This is a genomic window from Meridianimaribacter flavus, from assembly GCF_004366715.1.
GTDB lineage: Bacteria > Bacteroidota > Bacteroidia > Flavobacteriales > Flavobacteriaceae > Gaetbulibacter_B > Gaetbulibacter_B jejuensis.
The window spans coordinates 233,035-245,977 of record NZ_SOQZ01000003.1 but is presented as its reverse complement, the minus strand read 5'-3'; the positions used below and the strand labels follow the sequence as shown (position 1 = coordinate 245,977).

At 32.5% G+C, this 12,943-nt stretch carries 13 protein-coding genes; 9 read left to right on the top strand and 4 right to left on the bottom strand.

Features of this window, described 5'->3' with window-relative positions:
* Nucleotide 1: 1 nt before the first annotated feature.
* From A8975_RS08210 to A8975_RS08185, 6 genes are all read left to right on the top strand, one after another.
* Nucleotides 2-178, top strand: a complete 177-nt coding sequence (locus tag A8975_RS08210; protein ID WP_129761267.1) for a CcoQ/FixQ family Cbb3-type cytochrome c oxidase assembly chaperone — start codon at nt 2-4, stop codon at nt 176-178.
* Nucleotides 179-182: 4 nt separating this feature from the next.
* Nucleotides 183-1,136, top strand: a complete 954-nt coding sequence (locus A8975_RS08205) for a cbb3-type cytochrome c oxidase N-terminal domain-containing protein (protein WP_134199699.1) — start codon at nt 183-185, stop codon at nt 1,134-1,136.
* A 10-nt stretch (nt 1,137-1,146) separates the two neighbouring features.
* On the top strand, nt 1,147-2,577 hold the full coding sequence (gene ccoG / locus A8975_RS08200) for a cytochrome c oxidase accessory protein CcoG (protein WP_134199696.1): 1,431 nt from the start codon (nt 1,147-1,149) through the stop codon (nt 2,575-2,577).
* An 11-nt stretch (nt 2,578-2,588) separates the two neighbouring features.
* Nucleotides 2,589-3,035, top strand: a complete 447-nt coding sequence (locus A8975_RS08195) for a FixH family protein (protein WP_134199694.1) — start codon at nt 2,589-2,591, stop codon at nt 3,033-3,035.
* Complete coding sequence (locus tag A8975_RS08190) at nt 3,036-3,737, top strand: sulfite exporter TauE/SafE family protein (protein ID WP_134199692.1); 702 nt, start codon at nt 3,036-3,038, stop codon at nt 3,735-3,737.
* 71 nt (nt 3,738-3,808) lie between these two features.
* On the top strand, nt 3,809-4,621 hold the full coding sequence (locus A8975_RS08185) for a universal stress protein (RefSeq protein WP_134199690.1): 813 nt from the start codon (nt 3,809-3,811) through the stop codon (nt 4,619-4,621).
* Between the two features lie 23 nt (nt 4,622-4,644).
* Here A8975_RS08185 and A8975_RS08180 read toward each other — a convergent pair whose 3' ends face one another.
* Both A8975_RS08180 and hemN read right to left on the bottom strand, forming a co-directional pair.
* Nucleotides 4,645-5,475, bottom strand: coding sequence for a universal stress protein (locus tag A8975_RS08180; RefSeq protein ID WP_134199688.1), 831 nt, complete (start codon nt 5,473-5,475; stop codon nt 4,645-4,647).
* 89 nt (nt 5,476-5,564) lie between these two features.
* Complete coding sequence (gene hemN / locus A8975_RS08175) at nt 5,565-6,932, bottom strand: oxygen-independent coproporphyrinogen III oxidase (RefSeq protein WP_134199686.1); 1,368 nt, start codon at nt 6,930-6,932, stop codon at nt 5,565-5,567.
* Between the two features lie 138 nt (nt 6,933-7,070).
* On the opposite strand from hemN, the gene A8975_RS08170 reads away from it, so the two are divergent.
* The 3 genes from A8975_RS08170 (at nt 7,071) to A8975_RS08160 (ending at nt 9,127) form a co-directional block, all read left to right on the top strand.
* Nucleotides 7,071-7,691 carry a superoxide dismutase family protein gene (locus A8975_RS08170; protein WP_131508342.1) on the top strand — a complete coding sequence of 207 codons (621 nt, stop codon included), beginning with the start codon at nt 7,071-7,073 and terminating at the stop codon, nt 7,689-7,691.
* Nucleotides 7,692-7,786: 95 nt separating this feature from the next.
* The gene (locus A8975_RS08165) at nt 7,787-8,317 is read left to right on the top strand and encodes an RNA polymerase sigma factor (protein ID WP_129761258.1); all 531 of its coding nucleotides are present in this window, start codon (nt 7,787-7,789) and stop codon (nt 8,315-8,317) included.
* Nucleotides 8,318-9,127: an anti-sigma factor domain-containing protein gene (locus tag A8975_RS08160; RefSeq protein WP_134199684.1), complete on the top strand. Its 810-nt coding sequence runs from the start codon at nt 8,318-8,320 to the stop codon at nt 9,125-9,127.
* Nucleotides 9,128-9,363: 236 nt separating this feature from the next.
* On the opposite strand, the gene A8975_RS08155 is transcribed toward A8975_RS08160, so the two are convergent.
* On the bottom strand, nt 9,364-11,598 hold the full coding sequence (locus tag A8975_RS08155) for a TonB-dependent receptor (protein ID WP_134199682.1): 2,235 nt from the start codon (nt 11,596-11,598) through the stop codon (nt 9,364-9,366).
* A 12-nt stretch (nt 11,599-11,610) separates the two neighbouring features.
* A complete protein-coding gene (locus tag A8975_RS08150; RefSeq protein ID WP_134199680.1) occupies nt 11,611-12,900 on the bottom strand; it encodes a tetratricopeptide repeat protein in 1,290 nt (429 codons plus the stop codon).
* Nucleotides 12,901-12,943 lie beyond the last annotated feature (43 nt).

Below are 12,943 nucleotides of genomic sequence, written 5' to 3'. Positions count from 1 at the left end.
CATGTTGAAATTTGTAAAAAACCACATGGAAAGTATTACTGGTATAGAGATATATCCTTTAATATCCTTAATGATATTCTTCCTCTTTTTTGTTGCACTGTTTTGGTGGGTTATAACAGCTAAAAAAGAGTACATAACTACTGTGAGTAATTTGCCATTAGACAAAAAAAACAATTAAAATTATGAGACAATTTATTCCATCATGGCTTAGAGTTCCAATCGTATTTTTCGCTATTGCTTTTTTTGCTGAATATATGATTGACTCAGGTGATAAACCAGCATTTATTGAGTATCCATTGCTATCACTGTTTTTGGTATTAGTACTACTTATTCTTATTGCTACTGAAGGTATAGTAAGTTCTATGGATAATGTACTTTATCAAAGTTTAGATGAAGAAGCAAAAGCGAGATACGACGCACAACGTACAAGAACACCAAAATTCATTAAGTGGATTCAAAACACTTATAAAAAACTATTAGGCGCAAAACCTATCGAAGAAGAGCACGAAATTATTTTAGACCATAATTATGATGGTATTAAAGAGTTAGACAACTCTCTTCCGCCTTGGTGGATTTATAGTTTTTACATCTCAATTGCTTTTGCTGCTGTGTACTTATTAAAATATCATGTATTTAATGGTTATAGTCAATATGATGAATTAGCACAAGAATATGCCGAAGCAAAAATAGCTATAGAAGAATACAAAAAAACAGCTAAAGACTTGGTTGATTTTAATACTGTTGAATTACTTACTGAAGCTTCAGACTTAAGCAACGGAAAGAAAATTTTTGACACCAACTGCGTTGCATGCCACAAAATTGATGGTGGTGGTGGTATTGGCCCTAACCTAACCGATGAATATTGGGTTTTAGGTGGAGGAATTAAAAATGTATTTAAAACAGTATCAGAAGGAGGTCGTGATGGTAAAGGTATGATTGCTTGGAAACAAAACTTAAAACCTTCTGAAATTGCACAAGTAGCAAGTTATGTACTCACATTTCAAGGTACAACACCTGCTGAACCAAAAGACCCTGAAGGCGAACTTTGGATACCTGAAGGTTCTAAAACTGAAAATACAGAAACCAGCTTAACAGAAGAAATTTCTACTGAAACTGATTCAACAACTGTGAATTAAACGTTGCTTAATGAGCCAACAAACACAAAATAACGAAAACTTTAGAGACTCTATTGGTACTATTACCGATGAAGGCAAGCGCGCTTGGATTTATCCAAAAAAACCAAGCGGTAAATTTTATGAAAGACGTAAAATAGTTAGCTACTTTTTGCTTGCCTTTTTGTTCTCTGCTCCATTTATTAAAGTAAATGGCAATCAGTTTTTAATGTTTAATGTGTTAGAAAGACGCTTTAACATTTTTGGGTTTCCTTTTTGGCCTCAAGACTTTCACCTATTTGTTATTTCAATGATTATTGGTGTCGTTTTCGTTACACTTTTTACGGTTGGTTTTGGACGTATATTTTGTGGATGGATTTGCCCTCAAACCATTTTTATGGAAATGGTTTTTAGACGTATTGAGTATTGGATTGATGGCGACAGAAACAAACAACGTAAACTAGACAAACAAAAGTGGGATGCCGAAAAAATAAGAAAACGTCTTTTAAAGTGGTTTGTCTTTTTGATCATCTCGTTTTTAATAGCTAATATCTTTCTTGCGTACCTTATTGGTAGCGATAAACTTTTAAGATATATTATCGATGGTCCTCAAGAGCATTTAGGAACATTATTTCCATTACTCATTTTTACAGCTGTATTCTACTTTGTTTTTGCATGGTTTAGAGAGCAAGTGTGCATTATTGCTTGCCCTTACGGAAGACTACAAGGTGTATTATTAGACAACAAATCGGTAGTTGTTGCTTACGACCATAAGCGAGGTGAAGGTGAAAATGGTCGTAAAAAATTCAGAAAAAATGAAGATAGGACTGTTTTAGGACATGGAGATTGTATTGATTGCTTACAATGTGTGCATGTTTGCCCTACAGGAATTGACATTAGAAATGGCACACAACTAGAGTGTGTAAACTGTACTGCTTGTATTGACGAATGCGACCATATCATGGAAAGCATTAATTTGCCAAAAGGCTTAATTCGTTATGCTAGTGAAGATGAAATTGAGAAAAAAGAAACCTTTAAGCTTACTAGCCGAATGAAAGGCTATATAGCTGTCCTAACTATTTTAACAGGAGTTTTAATAGGTATGCTCTTATTAAGAAATGATGTTGAAGCTAGAATTCTTAGACTACCAGGACAACTTTACGAGAAAAAAGACAACAACATTATAAGCAATGTGTTTACTTATAAAATCATAAACAAAACCACTCAAAAAATTGATAATGTAAGTTTTAAACTTAGAAATTTTGAGGGCGAGATAAAGCTTGTTTCAACAACTAAAGATTTTATGGTTCCTGAGCAAGGTTTAGCAGAAGGCACATTATTTATTGAAATAAATAAAAGCCATTTAAAAGGTGATAAAAACAAGCTTATAATAGATGTGTATAGTCACGACAAATTTATAGAAACTACAACAGTTAACTTTTTGGGACCAAGAAGTTATCATTAAAAAATAGTGTTATGAAATTTAATTGGGGAACTGGAATTGTACTTGCATTTATTGGCTTCATTGGTTTTATCATGTACTTTGTTGTTACCATGAGTACAAATGATAAGTATGATCATGATTTAGTTACTGAAGATTATTATAAACAAGAATTAGAACTTCAAAAAAATATAAACAAAGAAAAAAACGCTGCTCAGCTAAAACATAATATTACCTACAAAAAAACTGATACAGGTTTATTAATAAGCTTTCCGGAAGATCTTGATGCATCAAAAATAACCGGAAAAGTGTTCCTATATAGACCATCTAACAAGCAATTTGATTTTGAAACACCAATTTCTTTATCAAACCACAATTTGCTCGTACCTGACAACCGTTTGTTAGGTGGTCGTTGGAACATTACTATTGATTGGGAATATAACGAAATTCCTTATCGTTTTAAAAAAGAAATTGTTTACTAAATGCTTTGGTCTGCATTCATATTAGGTCTATTAGGTAGCTTTCACTGTGTTGGTATGTGTGGTCCTATTGCCTTTATGTTACCTGTTGACAGAAGTAATTCCGTAAAAAAAATAAGCCAAATTACAACCTACCACATTGGAAGACTGTTAGCATATAGCACAATAGGGCTAATTTTTGGGCTTATTGGTAAAAACCTCTACATCTTTGGTTTACAGCAACAACTTTCAATATGCATTGGTGTATTAATGATTGTTGTGGTTTTATTACCCTACAAAACGTTTAGCAAATACAACTTATCAAAACCGTTACACAAAGTAATTTCAAAAGTAAAAAGTGAACTAGGTAGTGCCTTAAAAAAGAAAACTGCAGACACTTTTTTAACTATTGGATTTTTAAATGGGTTTTTACCTTGCGGATTAGTTTATATGGCTGTTTTTGGGAGTTTAGTAAGTAGCACCATTACACAAGGTGCTATGTATATGGCTCTTTTTGGTTTAGGGACTGTTCCTTTAATGACAAGTGCTATTTATTTAGGAAAATTTTTAAACACAACTATTAAACAACGAATACAAAAAGCGATTCCTGTTTTTGTAGTTATTATTGGTGTGTTATTTATTTTAAGAGGTTTAGGATTAGGAATTCCTTACATATCTCCTACTCTTGTTGTAGAAATGGTTTCAGGAAACATTAACTGCCATTAAGACAATTAAAGCACTCACAATAAGCACATTGAGTTATAAAACTGTATCTTTGTTAAACGAGGTAGTATACTATGAAAAACATTCTTCTTCTTACCGATTTTTCTAAAAGTGCAAATAATGCTATTAGCTATGCGTTGTCTCACTTTAACTCCAGCCCTTGTCACTTTTTCTTAATGTATGTGTATAAGTCTGGAAATTTTATAATGGACGATTTAATGACAAGCAGCAGCGATACTGTTTTTGATGCTATTATAAAAGACGAAAAACAAGAGTTAGAACATTATAAATCTAAACTTACAGATGAATACAAGCAGCATCAATTTTCAACCATTATAGATTATGACGATTTACTAAGTGCCATATCTCAATCTATCGAATTGAATACTATTGATTTAATAGTTGCTGGTTATGATGGAGCTACAAGCTTAATGGAAACTGTTTTTGGTTCTAATACGCTTAAAATTATCAGAAATATTGAACACCCTAATTTAATTGTTCCTGAGGAGTTTCACTATCAAAATATTAAAAATGTTTTAATTCCATTAGATGAGTCAGATAAGTTAAATACTAGCGAGTTTGACAGATTACTAAAGTTTATAGATTTAAAACACACAAATATTCATGTGCTAAGAATTGACAATGATGATACTTTAGCCGAAAGTGATAAACTCCATCTTGAAGAAAAGGCAGTAAACTACACTTATAACATTATTAAAAATGTTGCTCTACCTGATGCTGTAATGACATACCAGCAGTTAAATGAAATTGATTTAGTTGGACTAATAATTGAAAAAGAAAGCTTCTTAAAGCGTTTAATCTCTGAGTCTTCAACAACAAAAATCAGTAAGAGCTTAAACTTGCCCTTACTGATTGTTCATAATTAATACCAAAGTAAGATATAAGTATATTAGATTTTAAATGTCATTACTGGTAGTATTGCGTGGTTTGCAATATCTTCAGAAATACTGCCTTCAAAGAAATGTGTAATCCCTTTTCTACCATGTGTTGCTACAGCAATTAAATCGGCATTAATAGCATTAGCATGATTTAAAATACCAGATTCAACTGTATAATCTGATACAAAAGTTGTTTGCGACATTGCATCTGTATTGCCTGTTGCAGCTGTTAAAAAACCGGATACTTTTTGCCTCATTTCGGTAGAATTCAAAAACTTGCCAGGAGTATTTACATAAACCAAATGCACTTTTGCTCCCATACCTTCAAATTTATTAATTGCTGTTTTGTAAACATCTATAGATTCTTTAGAGAAATCTGTTGCAAACAATACATTTTTAAAAGCAGTAGATTCTAACTTGTTTTTTAAAACCAAAACAGGAATTTCAGAATGTCTTACCACCTTCTCAGTATTTGAACCTACAAATATTTCGGATAAGCCGCTAGTACCATGCGATCCCATTACTATTAAATCTGCACTATGGTCTTGTGCTACTTGACTCACTTCACTAAACACCTTAAAGTGTTTAACAATTGGAGTTACAGTTACACCTTTTAGATAGTCTTTATCTAAAAATTCTTCAAATCGTTTTTCAGCTAGTTTTAAATAAAAAATAGCTTCTTCTCCTTGTTCTAGACTTCCTTTGGTTAAAACTGCATCAGAAAGCTCCAACATGTGTAACGCCAAAACCTCTCCATGATTTTGTTTTGCCATTACAGCAGCAGCTTCTAAAGCATATTCAGAGTGTTCAGAAAAGTCTATTGGAACTATTATTTTTTTCATTTTTAGGGTGTTTTTAAAGGTTAAATTTTGTGTTTTTTGTAAGTATTAATTTACAACTTTTTTATGTGTTTCACAAGTTTTTAAGGTTATTAAATTGTCATAGAAAACAATTGTTTTTCAGGTTGTTTTCGTCGCAACAACACATCAAATGCCATACAGATATTGCGCACAAAAGGCTTTCCCTTTTTAGTAACCTTTAAACCTTCATTTTCTAGTATTAGTAACTCGTCTTTTATCATTTCAGATAATTTAGCTTTAATTGATTCTAAATCATTAAGCTTTAACGACTCACATTTCCATGAGGTTTTATAGTGACACATTAAATTAAGAATATGTTGTCTAATAACTAAATCTTCTTCATTTAATATATGTCCTTTAAATACAGGAATAATCCCTTCTTCAATTAAATGATAATACTCTTCAATACCTTTTACATTTTGAGCAAAACCATACCAACTGTCGCTAATTGACGACACACCTAGTCCTATCATCATTTGAGTTTTTGAAGCTGTATAACCCATAAAATTTCTATGTAGTTTTTGTGTTGTCATAGCTTCATATAAGGTGTCTGTTGGCAATGCAAAGTGATCCATTCCTATTTCAGAATATCCTGCTACATTAAGCATATCTTTACCTATTTCATATTGCAATCGCTTGTCTTCGGCTTTTGGCAAATCGGCATCATTAAAACCTCTTTGACCATTACCTTTTATCCATGGCGTATGCGCATAGCTATAAAATGCTATTCGATCTGGCATTAGCTGTTTTGTTTTTTCAATGGTTTCTTTAATATGCTCAACTGTTTGAAACGGAAGCCCAAAAATAATATCGTGTCCTATGCTTGTATATCCTATTTCTCTTGCGGTTTCAGTCACATATTTTACATTTTCGAATGGCTGAATTCTATGTATTGCTTTTTGAACTGTTTCATTATAATCCTGAACTCCAAAACTCACTCGTCTAAATCCTAGGTTAAAAAGTGTTTGTAAATGCTCTCTTGTAGTATTGTTTGGATGTCCTTCAAAACTAAACTCATAATGGTCTGCCAAAACTGCTTTTCGGGTAATTCCTTCAATTAACCGCTCTAAGTTTTGAGACGAAAAAAAAGTTGGTGTGCCTCCACCTAAATGCAATTCTTTAATTACAGGTTTACTCTCAAACAAATTACAGTACAATTGCCATTCTTTTAAAAGTGCAGTTATATAAGGAGATTCTACTTCATGACGCTTGGTGACTCGTTTATTGCAACCACAAAATGTGCATAAACTTTCACAAAAAGGCAAATGAATATAAAGACTAATCCCTTCGCTGTTATTACTCTCAACAAACGATTGCTGTGTTGAGGCTTTCCATTGCTTGAGAGAAAATGTATCCATATCCCAAAATGGTACAGTTGGATAGCTTGTATATCTTGGTCCTGGTATGTTGTACTTGCGTATTAATTCGTTATGATTCATTTATGTAATTTTATACTTCAAAGGTAGACGCACAACAACAGTTATACTATGACATTTATCATATAAAAGTTAGCTATTGTTTTAATTTATTTGAAATAATGCTTACCTTCACTATTCATTTAAAAACCTAAATTCAAAATGAAAAAAACACTTCTTATTATAGTTGCATTAGTATTAAGTTTCAATATTTCTTGTAAAAGCGATAAAAAAGAAACTGAAACAGCAACAGACAATGTAGAAACCGAAACTCCTACAGCTACCGAAACCAAAAAAACAACCTCAGAGCCTTACGTTCCAACTGATGTAGTAAAAAAAGTAACTGTAAAACTTGAAGCTAAAAGCGAAAGTAATGTTACTGGTAATGCTCTTTTTAAAGAGGAAAAAGGTGTTGTTACTATGATTGCTGTTTTTGATGGTTTAACTGAAGGTTCTCACGCTATTCACCTTCATGAAAAAGCCGATTGTTCATCAGCAGATGGAACCTCAACAGGTGGTCACTGGAACCCAACTGCTCAACCTCATGGAAAATGGGGAGACGACAAAGGGTACCATAAAGGAGACATAGGAAACTTTAGTGCTAACGCAAACGGAAAAGGAACCGTTACTTTTAGTACTGACCAATGGTGTATTGGCTGTGGCGATGACACTAAAGACATTTTAGGAAAAGCTGTTATTGTTCACCAAGGAACAGACGACTTTACCTCTCAACCATCTGGAGCTGCAGGCAGTAGAGTAAGCTGTGGAGGAATTATCGAATAACAAAATTTAAATACTCAATAAAGATTTAAAGCTACCTCGTGTAGCTTTTTTCTTTGGTTTAAATTCACTATTTTCGGTATTCTTAAAACCAAACAATGCAACTAGAAACTCTTATATCTCAGTTTCAACAAAAAGACGAAAAAGCATTTGAATCGTTATACAATATGTATAGCGAAAGCATGCATGGAGTTATCTACAACATTGTTAGAGACAACGATATAGCTGAAGAAATTATGCAAGATGTTTTTATAAAAGTATGGCATAATTCTAGCAGCTACTCACCTGAAAAAGGACGTTTTTTTACTTGGATTTTAAACATTGCAAGAAACGCAGCCATAGATAAAACAAGGTCAAAAGCATTTAAAAACTCAAAGAAAAACCTTGATGCGGAATTTTTCGTAGATATCTTGGAAAACAATGAAAACCTTAATGACAAAACTGATGCTATTGGTATTTCAAAATATGTAAAGAAACTTGCCAAAAAGTGTATTAAAGTTATTGAGCTACTTTATTTTAAAGGTTACACTCAAAAAGAAGCTTCTGAAACACTTGAAATGCCTATAGGTACTATAAAAACAAGAAACAGAAATTGCATTAAGGAATTAAGAGAAATGTTAATAAAGTAAATGGATATTAAAGCATACATAGAATCTGGAATTTTGGAACTTTACGTTGCAGGATCACTTTCTGAAAAAGAAAGTAAAGAAGTGTATGAACTTATGCTAAAGCATCCTGAAATTTTACAGGAAGTATTAGAAATTGAAGCTTCTGTTATAAAGCTTACAAGTGCTGTATCGCCAAAATCTAGCTCTCATATTTTCAATATAATTAAAGAAAAACTAAACCTTGGTGATAACGAGGTTAAGGTTGTTTCAATAACTAAACCTAAGTATAATTGGTTTACTTATACTGGTTGGGCAGCTGCTCTTATTGTAGGAGCTGGTTTACTGTGGACACTAAACCAAAACAAGCAATTAGAAGCTGATATTACTACAGCTGATATTGAAAATGCCTTTTTAGAAGAGCAAATTGAAGCTGCTAAAAATGATCTTGCAGCAACAAAAAACCTTTTAAACGTACTACGTGATAAAGACATCATTGCTGTACCACTTGGTGGACAAGGTGAGTTTGAAAATGCTTATGCTAAAGTATACTGGAATAAAGCAGACAACAGCATTTACTTAGATGCTCAAGGATTACCTAATGCACCTGAAGGCAAAGTTTGGCAAGTATGGTCGTTAACCTTAAACCCATTAACACCAAAAAGTTTAGGTACTATTGATGATTTTAATACTGATGACAACAAGATATTTACTATAGCAAATACTTTTGAAAGTCAAGCTTTTGGTATCACACTAGAACCTGAAGGTGGAAGCGAATCTCCAACAATGGAACAACTTTATACACTTGGTGTTGTTACGCCATCTGCTCCTTAAAAAATCTCTTTTAGAATATAACAAAAAGCATTAAACAATAGTTTAATGCTTTTTTAATTTAAAAAAGAAAATGCCTGCTTACACAAGATAAACAGACACTTTCCACTAACAAAAAAACTCTAAAAACAACCATAACTAGTATGGTTTACCACTAATTCAACCTATATCAATTTATTTTTGCTAGTTGTTGTCAACCATTATTTCCCTCAAATTAATAGTCAAATTGCATCTTCTATTTAAAACCTGTATGCAATAGTTCCTTTAATAAAAAAAGGTGTTCCAGGTGTAAAATGTATTTCTTCAACAGACTGTGCTTCGTTTTGCAAACGAGACTCTGTAGCAAACTGTGTTTCATTCCATTCGGTATCAAAAAGGTTTTCTATTACAAACCCTAAAGTGATATTATCAAAACTATAGTTAGCATTAAAATCGGTTACAAAATAGCCTTCAGCTACAATACTATTGTCTTCATTTGCTGGTCTATCATCAATATATCTATACCTAATTCCTCCAGAAAATCCATTCAAATCATTAATCGATAATCCTCCAGCCAATGTAAAATCAGGAGCTAACGGAATATAGTTTTGTCCATCAGGATCTTCTGTACTTCTAGCATGCGTAATTGTTGCATCAGTATCAAAAAACAACCAATCATTAAATTGATACCTTAAGCCTAAATCAAGTCCATAACGTTCAGTTTTTCCGCTAGGTTCTACAATTCCAGCATCTCCTACATACACAAACTCTTGTTCTAAAAACAAATACCACAATGCCGAATTAAGCACTAGTTTTGGAAATGGCTTCCATACTTTACCAAAATCCAATCCATAAGCTCTTGGTAAAACATCTTCTCCTTGATTACTTACAACAACTCTTGTATCATTAGAGTGAAAACCAATTCCTGATTTTAAAAACAGTTGAAGGTTACTAGCTGCATCGTAATAAAAATTAAGTTTCGGACTTAAAATTGTTTTAGTTTCAGACTGCGTAATGTAATTAGCTTGTAACTTATCGTTGTATAAAAACTTAAAATAGTCTAAGCGCAATGCAGGAGCTACTTTAAGCTTTCCAAACTCAAATTCTGCATTTACAAAAGCATCTACATTTATTTGATTTAAATCACCCAATTGTATTTGCTCTAAAGTGGTTTTTCTGTTAAGTGTATGCGACAGTTCAATATCATTTACAATATCATGTCTAAGACCTAAACCAGAACTAATAGTTACAGGAGTTGACCCTAAACTAGTTTCTTTAACAACACTTGCATTAGCACCAAAAATATGTCTATCCTCTTGCTGTTTAATTTGATCTCCATTAACTGGATCTTCTAAGAAAAATGTGAAGTTAGAATACAATTCAAAAGCATAATGCGAATAAAACGCATTGGTTTTTAAGCGTGTGTTATCTGTGATATACTTATTGAATTCAACGTTAAAATTTGTGCGTTGGGTTTCTCCTCCTTCAGTATCATCAATAGCTCCAAAACGTGTAATATTTCCATTATCAACTTCACGTTGCGGAATTTGACCAGAAGCATCCCATCTGCTTGTAAAGTGAGAAGCAGTTAATGACAATTTTGAATTATCTGATGAAAAAGTAACATACTTTCCAAATACATTAATTCGATTAAAATTTTGAGGCGACTCAAAAGGTCCATCGGTTGCTAAATATTCAGTAGCTATACATGCATTTTGATGTTTTGACTTTTCTAGAAGATTAAACATCCCAAGAGTTCTTAAGGTATTAAAATCTCCCATTGAAAATGTTATCGCACTTTCTTTTAGATAATCTTTTGTAGAAAAATCTACAAAACCTGCTGTAGTAAAATCGCCTTTATCTCCATAATAAGGACCTTTACCAAAATCTATTTTATTAACCGTTTCTGGTATTAAAAAATGTAAGTCGCTATAACCTTGCCCATGCGCATGAGACACCATGTTTACTGGCATACCATCTACATTTATTGATACATCAGTACCATGATCTATATCAAAACCTCTAAGAAAAATTTGTTCTGCTTTTCCTCCTCCAGCATGCTGTCCAATAATTAATCCAGGGACTTTACGCAGTGCTTCTTGCGATGAATTCAACGGATTGGTATTCATATCCAACCTAGTTATAGTACTTGCTGTATTTAATTCTTCAGTAATTATCATTTCATCTAATTGAAACGCCTTTTCCTGAAGCGTAATAAGTAGTGTTGCTTCAAAACTTGAAGAGCTTACAACAACAAACTTTGTTTCATATCCCAACAATCCTATCTTTAGACTGTCTCCTACACTTGTATTATCAATAGTGAACAGACCATTTTCAGATGAATGCGCATGACTTTTGGTAGTAACGTTAAATACATAAGCAGATTCCAAAGGTTGACTAAAAGTGTTTAAAACCTTACCTTTTAAATGCTGTGAAAAAGCAGTAGAACTCACCATTAACATTAGTAATACCAATATTGTATGTTTAATTTTCATAATGTTGAGTGATTAAAGTTGTTCTATCTTTTCTTTCATGGTTGGTCCCAGTTCATACAGACTTCCTAAGAGTTCTTCTTTTAAAGGTTTCACTTTTTCATACTTACCAAAAGCCTTGTAAATTTCAGCTATATGGTACAGTGTTTCAGGTTCAAAAGTTTTATCAGCTATGTGGTTTTCAACAATATTTAAGGCTCCATTTAGATTTCCGTTTTTAAATTCAGCCCAAGCCAACAAATCATAAGATTGTGGTGTTGGTCTGTTATCTACTTCAGTTTTAGCAATCATTATAGCTTCATCCCTATTTTCTTTTTCACAGGCATACAACAACACATTGTATTTGTTATACATATCACCATAAGAAGTATCTTTTACAGCTTCTTTATACAGTTTTAGCTGCTCGTTTTTTAAAGCTATGTCTTGTTTATATTCGGCAATTTCAGCTTTAAGTAGGTAATAATCTGGAGCAAAAAAAGTGGTAGTAACAGTGTTTAAAATTCGTAAAGCTTCATCAGGATTGTTCTCATGAGAATAAACGATCCAAGCTATTCCTTTTTTAGCATAAGCATCGTTTGGATTTAATTCTAATGCTTTTAAATAATGATTGTATGAAGCTTCAATTTCTCCTGCATGACCATGAAAATCGGCAAGATTGGTGTAAGACCATTGTTTAATTCCGTTAAGATTAGAAGATTCAGCAATAGATTTTGCTTTTTCCATGTATTTAATAGCAGCATCCAGATTTCCTTTATGATCGCTCCATTTTGATAAACGAATGAGATAATCAAAATCACTAAAATCTTTAAACATCTCCAGATAGCCTTGTGCTAACTTATAGTTACCCAATTCTAAATGAGCATCAAAAAGCATTTTTTGAGTTGCCTCAAGGTTTTCTCCTATTAACTCAGCCTTGGTAAGCTGTTGTAAAGCCTCTTTAAATCTGTGTTGAGAAATATAGTTTGAAGCTAATGCTCTTAAGTAACCTGCATCTTTTTGCTCGGTTGCCTTATTGGCTTGTACCAAGTAGTTTTCAGCTTGTTTTAGGTATGAAATTTTGCCTGTAATTTCAAATAAATTAGAATATGACGTTGCAAGTTTTCCTAAATATGGAAACTGATTAGGTGTAGTTTCTAACTTTTGTTTCCAAAATTCATTATCGTTCTTAGCAGCTTGCAACGCCTTATTCTGGGCTAATTCAAGGTAAATATTATAATCATTAGTATCAGTAATTTTTTTTGGTGGTGTTGTGCAACTAGATACAATAATTGCACAGCACAACACTATTTTATATAGAGAGTTCATGAGTATTGAGAGTTTTTTGTTAGTTGTTAAATAACCTTGAAAT